17 protein-coding genes are annotated in these 16,657 nt (G+C 42.6%); 10 read left to right on the top strand and 7 right to left on the bottom strand.

The annotated features are described in order from the left end of the window. Positions 1-97: 97 nt before the first annotated feature. The 3 genes from AC19MX_RS17715 to AC19MX_RS17705 all read left to right on the top strand — a co-directional run bounded on the left by AC19MX_RS17715 (position 98) and on the right by AC19MX_RS17705 (position 1,498). Positions 98-454: a glutaredoxin family protein gene (locus tag AC19MX_RS17715; protein ID WP_432403876.1), complete on the top strand. Its 357-nt coding sequence runs from the start codon at positions 98-100 to the stop codon at positions 452-454. Positions 455-617: 163 nt separating this feature from the next. Continuing rightward, positions 618-1,067, top strand: a complete 450-nt coding sequence (locus tag AC19MX_RS17710; RefSeq protein WP_432403879.1) for a hypothetical protein — start codon at positions 618-620, stop codon at positions 1,065-1,067. A 203-nt stretch (positions 1,068-1,270) separates the two neighbouring features. Beyond that, positions 1,271-1,498 (top strand): DUF2986 domain-containing protein, encoded by a 228-nt coding sequence (locus tag AC19MX_RS17705; protein ID WP_432403881.1) that lies wholly within the window; start codon positions 1,271-1,273, stop codon positions 1,496-1,498. Between the two features lie 523 nt (positions 1,499-2,021). Here AC19MX_RS17705 and AC19MX_RS17700 read toward each other — a convergent pair. Further along, positions 2,022-3,518, bottom strand: a complete 1,497-nt coding sequence (locus AC19MX_RS17700) for an MATE family efflux transporter (protein WP_432403884.1) — start codon at positions 3,516-3,518, stop codon at positions 2,022-2,024. Positions 3,519-3,605: 87 nt separating this feature from the next. Then, positions 3,606-4,436, bottom strand: coding sequence for an ion transporter (locus tag AC19MX_RS17695; protein ID WP_432403887.1), 831 nt, complete (start codon positions 4,434-4,436; stop codon positions 3,606-3,608). 210 nt (positions 4,437-4,646) lie between these two features. Between AC19MX_RS17695 and AC19MX_RS17690 the strand changes: the two genes are divergently transcribed. Together AC19MX_RS17690 and AC19MX_RS17685 are read left to right on the top strand one after the other, a co-directional pair. Further along, positions 4,647-5,129 (top strand): L,D-transpeptidase family protein, encoded by a 483-nt coding sequence (locus AC19MX_RS17690; RefSeq protein WP_432403972.1) that lies wholly within the window; start codon positions 4,647-4,649, stop codon positions 5,127-5,129. A gap of 39 nt (positions 5,130-5,168) precedes the next feature. Beyond that, the gene (locus AC19MX_RS17685) at positions 5,169-5,738 is read left to right on the top strand and encodes a VOC family protein (protein ID WP_432403890.1); all 570 of its coding nucleotides are present in this window, start codon (positions 5,169-5,171) and stop codon (positions 5,736-5,738) included. A gap of 45 nt (positions 5,739-5,783) precedes the next feature. Here AC19MX_RS17685 and AC19MX_RS17680 read toward each other — a convergent pair whose 3' ends face one another. From AC19MX_RS17680 to AC19MX_RS17670, 3 genes are all read right to left on the bottom strand, one after another. Then, complete coding sequence (locus AC19MX_RS17680) at positions 5,784-6,242, bottom strand: GNAT family N-acetyltransferase (protein WP_432403892.1); 459 nt, start codon at positions 6,240-6,242, stop codon at positions 5,784-5,786. 331 nt (positions 6,243-6,573) lie between these two features. Then, complete coding sequence (locus tag AC19MX_RS17675) at positions 6,574-6,888, bottom strand: hypothetical protein (RefSeq protein WP_432403895.1); 315 nt, start codon at positions 6,886-6,888, stop codon at positions 6,574-6,576. 120 nt (positions 6,889-7,008) lie between these two features. Beyond that, positions 7,009-8,220, bottom strand: coding sequence for a YbfB/YjiJ family MFS transporter (locus tag AC19MX_RS17670; RefSeq protein ID WP_432403898.1), 1,212 nt, complete (start codon positions 8,218-8,220; stop codon positions 7,009-7,011). Between the two features lie 125 nt (positions 8,221-8,345). Between AC19MX_RS17670 and AC19MX_RS17665 the strand changes: the two genes are divergently transcribed. The 4 genes from AC19MX_RS17665 to AC19MX_RS17650 all read left to right on the top strand — a co-directional run bounded on the left by AC19MX_RS17665 (position 8,346) and on the right by AC19MX_RS17650 (position 12,833). Next, positions 8,346-9,179, top strand: coding sequence for a LysR family transcriptional regulator (locus AC19MX_RS17665; RefSeq protein ID WP_432403901.1), 834 nt, complete (start codon positions 8,346-8,348; stop codon positions 9,177-9,179). 423 nt (positions 9,180-9,602) lie between these two features. Then, entirely contained in the window at positions 9,603-11,096 is a 1,494-nt protein-coding gene (norV, locus tag AC19MX_RS17660) for an anaerobic nitric oxide reductase flavorubredoxin (RefSeq protein WP_432403904.1), read from the top strand. Beyond that, a complete protein-coding gene (gene norW, locus AC19MX_RS17655; protein ID WP_432403907.1) occupies positions 11,093-12,238 on the top strand; it encodes an NADH:flavorubredoxin reductase NorW in 1,146 nt (381 codons plus the stop codon). Before norV ends, norW begins: the two co-directional genes overlap by 4 nt. A gap of 259 nt (positions 12,239-12,497) precedes the next feature. Then, positions 12,498-12,833 carry a TehB family protein gene (locus AC19MX_RS17650; RefSeq protein ID WP_432403911.1) on the top strand — a complete coding sequence of 112 codons (336 nt, stop codon included), beginning with the start codon at positions 12,498-12,500 and terminating at the stop codon, positions 12,831-12,833. A gap of 182 nt (positions 12,834-13,015) precedes the next feature. On the opposite strand, the gene AC19MX_RS17645 is transcribed toward AC19MX_RS17650, so the two are convergent. Further along, positions 13,016-13,681 (bottom strand): DUF3047 domain-containing protein, encoded by a 666-nt coding sequence (locus AC19MX_RS17645; RefSeq protein WP_432403913.1) that lies wholly within the window; start codon positions 13,679-13,681, stop codon positions 13,016-13,018. A 218-nt stretch (positions 13,682-13,899) separates the two neighbouring features. Between AC19MX_RS17645 and AC19MX_RS17640 the strand changes: the two genes are divergently transcribed. Then, on the top strand, positions 13,900-15,519 hold the full coding sequence (locus tag AC19MX_RS17640) for an NAD(P)/FAD-dependent oxidoreductase (protein WP_432403916.1): 1,620 nt from the start codon (positions 13,900-13,902) through the stop codon (positions 15,517-15,519). A gap of 271 nt (positions 15,520-15,790) precedes the next feature. On the opposite strand, the gene AC19MX_RS17635 is transcribed toward AC19MX_RS17640, so the two are convergent. Further along, positions 15,791-16,606: a M23 family metallopeptidase gene (locus AC19MX_RS17635; RefSeq protein ID WP_432403975.1), complete on the bottom strand. Its 816-nt coding sequence runs from the start codon at positions 16,604-16,606 to the stop codon at positions 15,791-15,793. Between the last annotated feature and the right edge of the window lie 51 nt (positions 16,607-16,657).

Below are 16,657 nucleotides of genomic sequence, written 5' to 3'. Positions count from 1 at the left end.
TTATCTGCGCTTAAGTTGGAGTAGACTGCGGCTAATTTAATTAAGGCCATGCCACCACAAGGTTTTGGTCTTCACATGATGATACTTGAGGATAGATATGTTCATTGTTCGCTGGATTTTAGGTCGAATTATTTTATTATTAAATTTTGTATTTGCGCCTAAAAAACGTCAACGCCCGCAAGAACAACAAGCCGTTGTCGACCAACAAACTCAGGCACTGGCGCTCTATCAATATGCTGCGTGTCCGTTTTGTGTAAAAGTACGTCGTGAAATGCGCCGTCAAAACTTGAACATCAATATTGTTGATGCCAAACAAGAACACAACAAAGCCTTACTCACAGCAGAAGGTGGTAAGTTACAAGTACCTTGCTTACGTATCGAGCAAGATGGCCAAACACAATGGTTGTACGAGTCTAAAGCCATTACGAGCTATTTGAACGAACGTTTTGCCTAGATGCCCTGAGCATTAATAAATAAGCCGCACTTGTTGCGGCTTATTTTTGGCTGTTTAACAGTGTAAACCCTCTCTTTAAGTTAATTTACCTTGCTGTGGGCTATCATCCTTCCAACCGCTTAGGTTATGATTTACGCCATTATTTTGCTTTAGGGGTTTATCTGTGTTTAAAAATAGTCTGGTAATATGTAGCGTGGTGTTATTGAGTGCATGCAGTTCAAGCCCACCCGACCCAATGGATTTTGCCGGACAATTTCGCGACACCTTTAGCACGCAAATAAAAGGTGACGGCATTAAGCTATTCACCTATAGAGCAAAATTGGCCACGGCAACAGATCGCCCTCTGCCTGGCGAACAACCTCACGACCAACGTATAAACCGCCGTAAGCAAGACATGCAAAGTTATTTAATTGAACAACGCAACGCCGAAGAACGCCTTGAGTTGTGGCATCAACAAGTTGATTTGGGCCTACAAAAAACCATCGAAATGAGTGGTTACTGCAAAACGAGTTTTGTCGAGTTAAGTCGTTATGTGGAACCCGATCGTGCAGAAGTGCGCGGTGAGTGTAATGACGGCGCGACTGAAGAAGACATTAAAAAATTCGGTCGCTAATGTCACAGCAACAGCTTCTTGAGCGGCGCTTTGTTGTGCTTGTTATAAATTGCTGTATCCAGCACCGCAATTGAGCTAGAATTAGCCTCCAATTTTCTCGTGAAGTTGCCGACGGCCGTTAGACCAGCGCCTTCACGCTTTGATAAGCCATTTATCTTCTGAAATGATATGAATAGTTTGTCGTTTACACAGTAAGAAGTCAGATGAATAGAAAGCAAGAGATGATCAAAAAGTTGGCCAAACGTGCCAAAGCACGTGCCAACAAAGTGGTGCCATCGAACCCAAGCACTAAAACGGTTGAACGTTATATTTCTAAAGCTGATCGCGAAAAAATCGCCTTAGCACAGGCGGCTGAGCAAGCTGCTGATACGAGTGAAACAACTGAAACGACCGTTGTTGACACTGCGACAGAAGATTCAGACAACAAATAAGCTCATTAATACCTTAGACGTTAATGACTAAAAAGCCCTTATTGCATGCAATAAGGGCTTTTTTAATGGCGTATGACTGAATGTATAGTGGTTCTCTGTCAAAGTCATGCAACGCAGTGTAAGCCCTTTATACCAATTCTATTAATTATGTGACCAATCAGAGCCACTCAGATTGTTCAGTTTGAGGCGCATTGTTGAAATAATGGTTATTCCCTTTTAAGGCAATGCAACAAAGAAATGAACGGTCTGAGTGTCTCCTGTAAGGCGGGTTTCTGTGCCTTCCATGCTGCTTAATAGCATTTTGACGTAGAACAACTATGCCTACAATTCTATTACTTGCCTAGAAGACACAGAACTCCCGCTGAATGACCAGATAATTAGTGGAATTGGTATTAAACACTCGCCTAAAAGGAATGTCCTAGCCGTTTTTGCTCTGCGCACTCGCCATTCGAACAAGAACAACCATGACGCTATAGCGACGCTTTAATCAAAAACAGCTGAACGTATTCTGAGTGGTTCTTTATTAATGCCGATTGGTATTACGTGTCTCTTGCTCAGCTAATTGCTTGCACAAGGGCTCTTCGTCTAACTGCGCCATCTGAGTTCGTCCTGGCATAGGCGATGGCGCGGCAACCATATCAATATTGATGGCATCATCTTCCAGTAATTGCTTGTTGGCACCGGCTGATACCAAGCCTTGCTGGCTGATTTTATCCACTAATCGATAAGCACATACAATACCGATAACGCCAAAGATAATCGCGCCAATCACCTGGCCAATTAACACGCCGTACACCCCGCCCCACTGCGCACCAAAATACACAAAAGGGATCGTGCCAATCGTGGCTTTGCCAACATTAAACATCGTCGAATACTTCGCTTTGCCTAAGTTATTAAATGAGGCATTGGCAATAAATAATATCCCCGAGAAAATGAAGAACACAGCGATATATTGACAGAAAAACAAAATCAATTCGGCAGCATCGCCTTTCATATCAAAACTACTGATAATCACATCTTTTAGTAAAAACAGCAGCAACGACATAGCTAATACATACACAACACAAAATTGAATAGCCTTGGTCAAGCTTAGCCTTACTCGCTCAAACTCATTCGCACCAAAATTCTGACCCACGATTGGGCCAACGGCACCCGATAAAGCAAAAATCATCCCAAAGGTCACCGGAATTAACCGACCTAGCACCGCCCAGCCGGCCACATAACTGTCGCCAAAATCTGCAATCGCTCGCGTTACTACAGCGTTACCAATAGGAGTCGCCACATTCGTCAGCATGGCTGGCGCTGCAATCGCAAAAATAACCCCTAAATCTTGTTTAAACTCAACCCAGGAAAATTGACCTAATAACTTATGCTTAACGACAACCCCGCGAGCAGAGATAATAAATACCGCGATACGCGCCAATACCGACGCAGCAGCAGCGCCTTCTATGCCCATAGACAAGGTAAAAATAAAGATCGGATCGAGCACGGCATTAACGCCACCACCCGCGAGTGTCGACATCATCGACAATTTAGCATCACCCACCGCACGCAGTGCGCCGCCTAACGCCATGGCTAAACAAATAAACGGTAACGAAGGCACTAATATTGTTAAGTAGCTTTCAGCCAGTTCAGCAGTTCGCCCAGTAGCGCCAACAAGTGCCAGTAATTCTGGAATAAAGAGGTATACAACAATGGCCACCAGCACGCTGGTTAACAGCGTCACTATGGCACTGTTTAAAAATAACCGTTTGGCTAACTTGATATTTTTTGAACCGATGGCTTTGGACACCAAAGCGCCAAGCGCAATCGATAAACCTATGCCAATCGAGGTGGTGAAAAATGAAATCGTACTGGCATAACCCGCTGCGGCTGCAAGCTCAATTTCACCCAATAAACTTAAAAAGAAAATATCGAGTAAATCAACAACGAATAACGCCGAAATGCCGACCGCCGCGGTCGAACTCATCACCAATATGTGACGTAAAATAGGACCTTCGACAAACTTAGCTGTGGTCATGCGTATCCTTTAATAAAAATCACCCAGCAAAACCAATCTCGATGATAAAGCGCTGGGTCTATAAAATGGCAACATTAATGATGCACATCAGAGTTTTTCTAACTCGCTGCCACAGTGATTACAGTAATCAGCATCGTTGTCGTGACCTTTTTTGCCACAATTACTGCACTTACGTAAATCACGGGTTCTCACCATCTCATGAGAAATCTCCGCGGTTAAAATCCCCGTGGGTATGGCAATAATCGAATAACCAATTAACATGGTTAATGCGGCAATACCCTGACCTAGTGGCGTTTGTGGCGTAATGTCGCCATACCCTACGGTGGTAATCGTGACTACGGTCCAATACATGGATTTAGGGATCGAGGTAAAGCCATTATTAGGCCCTTCGACGACATACATAATCACACTGAGCACCATGATGATGAGGCTGACCGAAAAGAAAAACATAAACACTTTACGGCTAGACTGCACCATGGCTTTTAATAACAAGTGGCCATCGCTTAAATAGCGCAATAGCTTTAACACTCTAAATACCCGGAATAAACGCAGCACTCGTAGTGCTAAGGCCACGTTTGCCCCTGGGAAAATCAAGCCTAAATAACTGGGCAAAATCGACACTAAATCGACCAGGCCAAAAAAGCTGCGAGCATAATGTAAGCGATTGAGCGAGCAATATAAGCGTAATATGTACTCAACGGTAAACAATACCGTAAAGCTCCATTCAGCGATACTAATAAGCTGACCATATTGCTCATTGATGTGCTCAATAGTGTCAATAAAAATCAACACCACACTCAGCACAATGCATATCATCAAAATGATATCGAAACGTTTACCTTCTGGCGTTTCAGTGCCAAAAATAACATTTCGGAGTTTTTGCTTTAGCGGACTGTCGGACTTTTCTTCGGCATTCATTTCAGGTTTCGCTATATTAGGCAATCTTTTAGACGAACTTGCAAAAAACTTGCAAATAAACTCGGTTAACTAATATCAATTAACCCTTGATGTCGTTAAAATCTAACATTGACTGCCGAGTTTTAACATTCGGAATTAGTCATTTTACAATAAAAATTAAAATGGTCATTGGTTTACGGAGATTTCATGCGCGCGTTGTCTATATTATTTATGGTTATGTTTTTTTGCCCACTGTTGGCAAATGCTTCTTCATCTCAATCATTAAAAGCCAAAGTTGACCTCGTGGTGGTGAACAAATCAGAATCTCGCTTGTCTGTGATGCGCGACGGTAAAGTAGTTAAGAGTTACCTGATAGCCATGGGCGATGTACCGCAAGGACACAAACTCAAAGAAGGTGATCAGCGCACCCCACAAGGTCGTTACACCTTAGATTATAAAAAATCTGACAGCGCTTTTTATAAATCGATTCATATTTCATACCCTAATGAAGAAGATAAATTACGTGCTGATGCATTAGGCATTCGCGCCGGTGGCATGATTATGATCCACGGTGAAAACCCACGCTCACCTTTACCGCCAGAAGAAGCTCAAAAGTACAATTGGACCAACGGTTGTATTGCGGTAACCAACAAAGAAATGGACGAGCTTTGGCAAATGATTGATGCCGGCACTCCAATTGAAATTTGGCCATAGCCACTGCCGTTTTACGTTAATAATTGTTTGAGTGTGCACATGAACTACCAACATCTACAACAAACCTGGGCTGACTTTAGCGTGCGGATAACCGCCTTTATTGAGCAGTTAGGGCTAGACCGTTTATCTTTACAGGCTGATCACGCCGCATTGCGGGTTAATAACAACCAAACAGCGCAGTTACTTGCTGATGAATTTAGCCAATATGGCGAGATTATTTCAAATAACATGATTAATGGCAGACCCATTTTAATCATCAAGTTAACTGAGCCCTTAGTGATAGGTAAAATGCAGATTAATTGTGTTGAGCTGCCCTTCCCATCAGATAAAACCTATCCGGTAGAAGGATGGGAACACATTGAATTGGTGTTTCCCTCTCAAGCACAAACCTGTGAAGCCCTTGTTGCCGAGCTAATTGAACAAGCACCACAATTGGCCAGCATCATAGAGAATGCTCAAGCTGGGATTGGAAAGATTAAAGTGAAACAGAGTTCACCAAAAGGTGATAACGAACGCTTAGCCAACCCAACCATCGCATTTAAAGCCAATGGCATTTGTTTAAAAGTGCATCCGCATGATATTCAAACTATTATCGCCAGCGAACAGTAACCACATTACTCGGCTCGAGCTTAATCAACGCTGATATCTATTCACTCAATCAATGAATCGGGTCATAAATAGACTATTAGGATCAGCCTGATAATTCGCAAATGGGCCGCAATATTCAAAACCATGACGTTGATACAAACGTCTTGCGGGGGCAAAAAAGTCCATCGAGCCAGTTTCTAAACTCAACTGCTGATAACCTCGACGTTTAGCCTCATTGAGCAGATGTAATAACAAGGCTGTCGCCACACCCTGGTTTCTCGCCGCTGCGGATGTGCGCATTGACTTAATTTCGTCATGGGCTTCATTGAGCTCTTTTATCGCCACACAACCTAACACTTCGCCTTGAAGCTTCGCGCACCAAAACGTAATACTAGGATGAGTTAGCGCATCGATATCTAACGCATGCACACTCTCTGGTGGTGAAGTCGCATACATGTCAGCCAAGTGCGCTTGTAATAATTCAATCACACCAGCACCTTGTAAATCATCCACCAAAATATCCATCGACTAACATTCCTTTTGCGTTGAGATTATTAATTAAGCGTCCAACCACAGATATAATACCAATTCTATTAATTATCTGGTCATTCAGCGGGAGTTCTGTGTCTTTTAGGCAAGTAATAGAATTGTAGGCATAGTTGTTCTACGTCAAAATGCTATTAAGCAGCATAGAAGGCACAGAAACCCGCCTTGCAGGAGGCACTCAGACCGTTCATTTCTTTGTTGCATTGTCTTAGAAGGGAATAACCATTATTTCAACAATGCGCCTCAAACTGAACAATCTGAGTGACTCTGATTGGTCACATAATTAATGGAATTGGTATAATACTGCTTATTATTTACACTGAATTTCAGCTTTTAACCAGGGATGATCAATAGACGTCACCCCGCCTAAAAAAATCCCACCATCCGTTTTGCCTTTATTTTCATCGATAACATCATAGCCATTTGGGCATAATTCAATGGCGCGAGTACTCCAAAACATGTTCAGCATTTCAATTGAGGTTGTGCCATTACCATAATATTCTACAAGGTAATGATTTTCAGCCAACACTTTGTCTTTATATCCACCAGACCACGTATAAGCTTGATAACCAGTCGCACAACCGCTTAGTGATATACATAACGCAATTAGTCCTAAACACTTCATATATCGTCATCCCTCGCGTGACATAAAATCTTATGGAAAATACACAATAAATTAACTGATTATTTTATTGTCCGCTAGAAATTAAATGCTTGGTTTTAACATTATGATGTACTTCTGTATTTAACCAATAACCACCTGATTTTCTTTGCCTATACGCTTACTCACCACTGCGCGGCTTTCGAGTCTAAGTAAGCCGAGTAAAAATAGCGTTCCCATCATCACCACACTGGCAGAAACGTATAAACCAATGTCATAGTTGCCAAAAAATTCGGCGAGGTAACCCGTTGGCACTGGTGCAATTATTTGCGCGGCGCCATAGGCTAATGTCATGGTACCCATAAACTTCGCGGGATTACTGGGGTAGAACTTCCCTGCCATGGTAAGCACTAAGCTGACACACGCTATAAAGGTGCCACCAAATAACAATGCGCTAATAATGACCACGGCTAAGCTGTCGTTAAGTACAGGCAGAATAATCCCCACAGCTTGCAAACAATACGCGGCTAACAGTGCTTTAAGGAAACCTGTTTTACGCGCAATCCGGTCCCATATTAACGCGGCGGGAGTGGCGGCGAGTCCAATCAATAAAAAAGTTAATCCACCTTGGCCTTGCAGCCCTTCAGTTCGCTCAACAATATCGACAATAAAGGTTGAACTCACAACATATCCATAGCCGGCACAAAAATAGGCAGACATCATCAGTAACTTAAATGTGTTTGTTGGTGGATTGTCCTGCGCAACCTCCCCTTGTTGTTCACCCGCAGAGGGATGCGGCATCCATAACCAGGCGGGAACAGAAACCACTAGCGCCAACACCGCAAGCGCTAACCATTGTTGTTGCCAATCAGCAGACAACCCAAGCATCAGTTCGAACAAGAGTGAAGTGATAATAATACTCAGGCCAGCGCCTGCAAAATGAATACCTAATTCTGCACGATGATTGTGTCTTACCAACCATTTTAAAATAAGCCCAGATGCAATAATAAAGCCGCCAGAGGCACAAATCCCTGCAATAAAACGCAATACAGCCCATGCAACAATGTCAGTCGTCATCACCATGGCGACAGAAGTCACCACACTCAAGAGTAAATACACTCGCTGTAAATGGTATTTGTAGTGCAGATTATGCAGGCTCGCAGCAAGCAAAACACCACTCATGTAACCCATAAAATTAGCGGTTGCCAACCAACCACCTCCAGACTCGGTTAGGCCAGCACTGTCCTGCATTACGGGGAGTAGCAAACTGTAGGAAAACCGTGCTACGCCAACGGTGACGATTAAACTGCAGATCCCTGCCAAATAAACCCGAAATTTTGTCAGTTCCATTAACATTTATTGTCGCCTAATCGAAAAATGATTCACTGACAATACGTCAACCTGTTAATCTAAAAAATTGAATTATTGAGAACTTAAACTTCTTGTATTGAGAACTATACTGAGCACTATATTGGAGCTATATGGAAATATTGACGCTTAAAACGTTCAAAGCGGTAGTAGACGAACAAGGTATTAAAGGCGCAGCCGATAAACTCAATACCGTTCAGTCCAATATTACCAATAGGATTAAAAAGCTTGAAACCGAAATAGACACCAAGCTGTTTACCCTAACAGGCAGAAAACTGCAACTCACGCCCAGCGGACAGCTGTTATACGAATATGCAGAACAAATATTAGAACTGGAATACCAAGCTATTTCAGCGATATCACGCAATAAAAACACCTATGAACTGCGTGTTGGCATGCCTGAAACATTTGCTGCCGTACACATGCCATTAGCGCTCAAACAACTTAAGCTCAACCATGCTGAAATTAAAACCAAAATCCATACCGATACTAGCGAACGCCTAGTGTTTTCGGTACTCAATAATAAAGTCGATTGCGCTGCAATAGGCAATGCTCCTCAGCATGAAAATCTGGTAGTGATCCCAATCGTTAAAGAAGAGTTGATCATGGTAACACCGCGAGACAGCGAATATGATCCAGTATTATTGGTTAGAGATGAAGGGTGTGGTTATCGACAACATGCCATGCTCTGGCGACAACAAGCGGGTCGTGGCAGTGATGAGCTAATGATAATGAGTAGTGCTGATGGTGTGTTAGGCTGCATCGCTGCGGGGTTAGGTTATACCATTATTGGCAAAAATATGGTCGCTGGCAGTCGTTATGAAAAGTCTCTGGTTATGACGCCTGTGAGCCATGGTCCAAAACATGTTCAGCTATCGATTGTCTACCACAAAAATAGCCCGCTAGAGTCAGGAATATTGACCCTTGCAAAGCTGTTAACCAAGTAATAACGGTCTGTTCAAGTCATCAACAATGGTTTATTCATTACCGTGATGGCTCTGCCATACAAATCAACTAACCCTTTATAAAGTACGACAATCAACTCAATCACAATTTGTTCTGGTAGCTACTTGAATAGAATCACTTGATTAGAATCACTTGAATAGAATCACTTGAATAAAGTCTCATCAATAACGCCACTTGAGTAAAGCCACGCCCAATACAATCACTCCGATATAGTCAAAATGACAATTCGCAGTCATAAAGACACTGATTATAAATGTCATTATGACAGTGCTTATTCCACAAAAATATCATCAGTCACATACTTATCAATCACTTAGCTAGTTGGCATGCCATCTGCAATAACGAAGTTAACTTTTGAAACTTCATCTTTAAACATTAACTTCTACTTTATTACAGGTGTACTTATGACCATTCACATTAAAAATAACATCAACTGGGTTGGCCAACGCGATTGGGAAATATTAGACTTTCATGGCACTGAATATAAAACGACTAAAGGCACGAGTTACAACAGTTACCTTATTCGTGAACAAAAAAATGTCTTAATCGATACAGTTGACCATCGCTTCAGCCTGCAATTTATTCAAAATCTTGAGATGGAAATTGATCTCGATAAAATTGATTACATTGTCATTAATCATGCTGAAGAAGATCACTCTGGCGCATTAGCCGCACTCATGGCAAAAATTCCTAATACCCCAATTTATTGTACCGAAAATGCTATCGATTCCATTACCGGATTACATCACCATCCTGAATGGAACTTCAATATTGTCAAAACTGGCGACAGCCTAGATATCGGAAATGGCAAGCAATTGGTCTTTATTGAAACCCCAATGCTACATTGGCCAGACAGCATGATGACTTATTTAACCGAAGATGCGGTGTTATTTAGTAACGATGCATTTGGTCAGCATTATTGCGATGAACGCCTGTTTAATGACGAAGTTGATCAAATTGAATTAATGGATCAATGCTTGCGCTATTATTCCAATATTTTAACTCCATTTAGCGCATTAGTGACCGCAAAAATTAACGAAGTTTTGGGCTTTAACCTTCCCGTTGATATGATTGCCACTGCCCACGGTGTCGTGTGGCGAGATAACCCAACTCAGATTATTCATCAGTATTTACAATGGGCTGATAATTATCAAGAGGATCGCATCACAATCTTCTACGACTCAATGTCTAACAATACCCGTTTGATGGCCGATGCCATTGCTCAAGGGATCCATGATGTCGATCCTGGTGTGTCTGTAAAAGTGTTTAATGTGGCTCGTCACGACAAAAATGACATTCTTGCGAATGTATTTCGCTCTAAAGGCATTTTAGTCGGCTCATCAACCATGAACAACGTCATGATGCCAAAAGTCGCGGGCATGTTAGAAGAAATAACCGGTTTACGTTTTAAAGATAAAAAAGCCGGTGCTTTTGGAAGTTACGGTTGGAATGGCGGCGCTGTTGACCGTATTCATACCCGCCTGACTGACGCCGGGTTTGAAACCACTGTTGGCCTAAAAACAAAATGGAAACCAGACGGTAAAGCAATGCGCGAATGCCGTGAGCATGGCCGCCAAATAGCCAAGAGCTGGGCGTTACATGATCTCAGTAATGTCGATTCCATTTCATCTTCCCTTACCCAATACAAACCCTTAAAAATGCCAGAAGTGAAAACACCTACTGCTCAAACATCTTGCGCATCAACCACCAGCAGTGACGATAAACAAGACATGTTATGTACGGTATGTAACTGGGTTTATCAACCGGTATTAGGTGAGCCAAATCAAGATGTGCAGCCGGGAACCCCTTGGTGTGAGGTACCTGACTTTTTCCTTTGCCCTGATTGTGGTTTAGGTAAAGACGTATTTGTGCCTATTGACGCGAGGAAAGCATCATGAATGCACCTATCATCATTATCGGTAGCGGCTTTGGCTCATATCAGTTAATCAAAACGATTAGGCGCACAGACAAGCACATACCCATAACGGTTTTTACTCTTGATGACGGTCATGATTACAATAAACCAGATTTAAGCCATGCATTCAGTCTCCAGCAGACAAGCGCCGATTTAATTCGTCAGTCGGCTCAGGAGTTTGCTTCAGAGTACAATATTACCTTGCATGCACTCACTCGAGTAGACAGCATTGATAGCCAACAACAAAGTGTATTGGTTAATGGTACTGCCTACCCTTATTCACAATTGGTATTGGCTACTGGAGCAAAAACATTTGTGCCTCCCATGCAAGGTAACGCAACCAATAAAGTCATTACCTTAAACAGCTTACAAGAGTTTGAAAGCGCACAGCAGCAATTACGCGAGGCAAAGAGAGTATTGGTTATTGGCGCTGGGCTTATAGGCACCGAAATCGCCATGGATTTAAGTCACTGCGGTAAACAAATCGTGATGGTAGAGCCAAGCAAAGGCTTAATGGCGAATATGTTGCCAGAGCTCGTCGCGACCGCACTGCAACACAAGTTAATTGAGGCTGGCGTTGAGTTTGAATTTGGTCAAACAATAAACTCATTAGATCACAACTGCTCGGCAATATGCGCCACGCTGAGCTCAGGTAAAACAGTGGATATTGATTGCGTCATTTCAGCTGCTGGATTGAAGGCTAATGTTGGTTTAGCCCGTCAATCTGGATGTAAAGTGAATAACGGTTTAGTGGTTAATAACCAGCTGCAAACCTCTGTGAATAACATTTACGCCTTAGGTGATTGCGCCGAAATCAACGGTAAGGTGATGTCCTATTTACAGCCTATCTTGTTAAGTGCCAATGCATTAGCAAAAACCTTACTCGGTCAACCAACAGATTTGAAGCTACCGCCTATGCTAGTGAAAGTTAAAACGCCACACATGCCAATTCAATTAGGCGGCAGCACCGTTAAGGATGTGGCTTCATGGCAAATTGATATTGACGCCACTGGTTGCTCAGTAAAAGCCTACAACGAGCAAAAACAAATTATTGGCTTTGTGGTAACCCAAGGACACATGAGCAATACATTCCCATTACTTAGAGCCTTACCAGCAAGCCTTTAGTATTTAATCGAGTAGGCTTTACCCTTAAAGCCTACTCATCAATCAATTTAACCTGAATTGTGGATAAGGGATGAACTCATGCTATTTAACATCAGCATGTAAACCCCCTCACTTTCAAGCTTGTCATTTGTTATGCTAACAAGGCGAGTTGACGTGTCAATACCTAGCCTATTGTAAGTCGATTCAACGCAGTTAGCAGGGCAAAGGACTGATTGAAAGACGTTTATTATCCCAAGTTCAGATTATTTAGGAGAACATTATGTCTCATCAACGTATCCCAGCAAATTGGACTATTCAGCGTTCTACACCATTTTTCACTAAAGACAATGTGCCAGATGCATTGCTAAGTCACCACAATACCGCCGAAGGTGTTTTTGGTCAGCTCTGTGTCATGGAAGGCGTGGTCACGTATTATGGTTTTGCCAACAGCGAAGCGACTGAACCTGAAGTGAAAGTCGTGATTAATGCAGGCCAATTTGCTACCAGCCCACCGGAGTACTGGCACCGTATTGAATTAAGCCCTGATGCCCAGTTCAATATTAATTTCTGGTCTGAAAAAGATAAAACCGGCCAGGCGATGTTTAACAAAAAATAATGCACTACTATTCTGATTAATAAAGCTATTAAAGACATATCCTCTACAGATAAATCGCTTGTATGAGATACATGCAAGCGATTGATATAAAGTTTAATCAGCGCTTTAATTAACGGTAAAGTAACAAGCAATGTGGCTTAGTTAGGCCGCTTAGTACCCAGTGAATTCCGGTTGATCAGTGACTATTTTTCAGTAAATATTATGTCACCATAATACGATTCTGCATTTTTGCCGCTGTTGTCGGTATCGGTCATAATCGCAATCATATCGATGTATTGATACGCTTTGCGGTTAGCTTTTTCACTGCCTTTATCGCCAAATGTGTCAATCAAATCTTGGTACACATTGCGTTTTTCGTCATACCACTGACCGGGTTGCGATTGCTGTCCTCGCACAGACATCATTTTAACACTTGAGCCAGCAAAAGCGTTGTTCCACACCAAGCCTTTGTCTTGATTACTCGACCAAACATAGTTTAATGATTTGGTGTTCCACACCATAAAACCGCCATCCATAACCACATAAACTCGCGCCACAAAGTCATCTCCCGCTTTACTGCGCTCGTCTAACGGCGACAACGTCTGTTCAACTAACCAACTCCAGTTTAGATAAGGCGTAGCAATGAGGTCAATTTGCTTTTCTAGCACCAGTCCTGATGCAGAATGATGACTGAGTGCTTTTAATGCTAGGCGCCCTTTATAGTCTTCAACGCTGTAAATTGATTCACCAGAGAATACTTTAGAAGTCCAACTCTCAATCCCGTTATCACTCAATAAAGTCACATTAATAGCAGCTTGCACGTTCACACAAACGGTTACGCTACAAAGTAATATCATCCATCGCAACATATGCATCTCCTATTCCCCTACTCACTTATAAACACTCAGCTCATACGCTCAGCTCATCCACTAGAATGGGCTACACTGAGTGAGCTATTTTACCCATTAATCATGATGATAAAGAATGCAGCAAGACATAGCTCATGTACCATCAATAGATAATTTCATTTTAATGTTAAATCACGTAAACTACGCGCTGTTTTTTTAAGTCTATTTTTAGGTAAATCATGATCCGTTTAAACCAAATAAAATTGCCTCTCGACCATAATGAAGATGCGCTGCAAGAGCTCGTATTGCAAAGGCTTTCTATCTCAGCGGATCAACTGGTTGATATACATGTGTTTAAGCGTGGATATGATGCCCGTAAAAAGAATTTAATTTCGTTAATTTACACATTAGATGTGACATTAGCCAACGTAGACGAAGCCGCGTTATTGGCATCACTTGCTGACGACCATAATATCCGCGTATCGCCAGATACCGACTATAAATATGTCGCAACAGCACCTGAAGGCTTAACGGAACGCCCACTGGTTATCGGCATGGGACCCTGCGGCTTGTTTGTTGGGCTTATGTTGGCACAAATGGGCTTTAAACCGATTATTTTAGAGCGTGGAAAATCTGTCCACGAACGTGCTAAAGATACCTTCCGCTTTTGGCGTACCAGTGAGTTAAACACAGAATCTAACGTACAATTTGGTGAAGGTGGCGCGGGTACATTTTCTGATGGTAAGTTATATAGCCAAGTTAAAGACCCTGGATTTAAAGGCTTAAAAGTTAAACAAGAATTTGTGGCTGCGGGTGCACCCGCTGAAATCATTTATGTGAGTAAACCACATATAGGTACCTTTAAGTTGGTCACCATGGTGGAAAAAATGCGCCGTGAGATCATTCGATTAGGCGGTGAGATTCGCTTTGAAACCCGTGTTGATGAAATCAATATTACTGACCGCCAAGTCACGGGTGTGACGCTGAGAAATGGCGAAGTATTACATTCTAAGCATGTCATTGCTGCTATTGGTCACAGCGCCCGCGATACTTTCCAAATGCTACATGATAAAGGCGTGTATATGCAGGCGCAGTCATTTTCGATTGGCTTTCGTATTGAACACAAGCAAGAGATGATTGATAAAGATCGCTTTGGCATTAACGCGGGTCACCCAATGTTAGGGGCAGCTGATTATAAGTTAGTCCACCATTGTAAAAGTGGTCGCAGTGTTTACAGCTTTTGTATGTGTCCTGGCGGTGTGGTTGTGGCGGCTACGTCAGAAGAACATGCGGTAGTGACTAATGGCATGAGCCAATATTCGCGCAGTGAACGTAATGCCAACAGTGCCATCGTAGTTGGCATTGATCCAAGTGATTTTGATAACGATCCACTTCAAGGTATTGCGTTACAACGTAAATTAGAACGCCACGCCTATATCATGGGCGGCAGTAATTACGACGCTCCTGCACAAATGGTTGGCGATTTTTTAGCGGCGGGAGTGGGTAAACCGTTTGAAAACGTTGAGCCTTCTTATAAACCTAACGTAAAAATGACCGATTTAAGCGATGCATTACCGCAATTTGCTATCGATGCTATTCGTGAAGCCATCCCGGCATTTGGTAAAAAAATTCGTGGTTTTGACAGTAAAGATGCCATGTTAACCGGCGTTGAGACTCGTACCTCGTCACCGGTACAGATTAAACGTGGTGCTGATTTCCAAAGCATTAATACCAAAGGTTTATATCCTGCAGGTGAAGGTGCCGGTTATGCTGGCGGGATTTTATCGGCGGGTATTGACGGTATCAGTATTGCAGAAGCCGTTGCGTTAGACATGATTAAAGAAATGACAAACAGTTAAATCCATCCTGAGTAAACAGAGCAATCATAATTGAATGCTCTGTTTACTGCTTGCTCACCGCAACAATAATATTCTACTTAACCCGAACGCTCTAACTTACCGCTACTCATGATGAAATCTTCTGATAGCTCAAGAAGTAAGAAGTAAGCAGTAAGCATTAAAAAATAAGCAGTCCACGTTCAATTCAATAACATGACTATCAAATAACATGACCCATCAATAGAAGGTTCAGGTTCAATAACCATACCTAAACCCTACATGTGGCTTAATACTATTTTGCCGCTTTTTTAGCTGCCAGCACGGCCGCCATTGGCGGTACAATCGAGACGGGATCTAAACGCATTTGGAACCAGTTTAAACGCCAATCTAAATGCGGACCCGTTACTCGACCGGTGGCACCGATTTCAGCGACGTTATCACCCTGCACAACTTTATCACCGACCTTTAAATACAGTTTACTCAAGTGCAAGAAGGTAGAGCTCACGCCATAACCGTGGTCGATAATCACAGTGCCACCAGAATAAAACATATCTGGCTCGGCTAACGTAATCACACCATCAGCAGGTGCAACGACAACGGTGCCAGTTGGACGCGCGACATCAACACCAAAGTGTGGATTGCCAGGTACATCGTTGTAAACCCGCTGACTACCATAAACGCCCGAAATCCTGCCAGTTACTGGCCAGATAAACGATTGCATAAAAGCCTGTTGTTCACTAAAGATATCTCGCGCTGCTCGGGTTTGTATCGCATCTTTCGCCGCCCTTGCCTGCGCGATAGGATCAGGTTTCATGATTTTTTGACTAATCCCAGTCACACGGTCAATTTTGTATTGTTTGGTTGCAATTTTTAGCGGCTTAATTTCGGTTAATCCGTCTGGGTAAGTCACTTTAAAGAGTTGGTCAACGGCGGCATCACGATCAAAACCAATCGCAAACTGTCCATTAGGAGTCACTTTTACCGCTTCACCATTAAGTAATATTTTACTGCCAGCTGGCACGCTACCTCTGACTAATGCCCCTTGCTCAAATTGGCCTTGAAATGTCACGGCTGCTGCAAAGGTGCTAAAACACAATAAGCTCGCCATCAATATGGCGGCGACAGAAATCACTTTACCAGGAGATTTTTTTAATAACAT

Source organism: Shewanella sp. MF05956 (assembly GCF_059758055.1).
The sequence above is the reverse complement of the archived record's forward strand: the minus strand, read 5'-3'. Positions and strand labels throughout refer to the sequence as shown.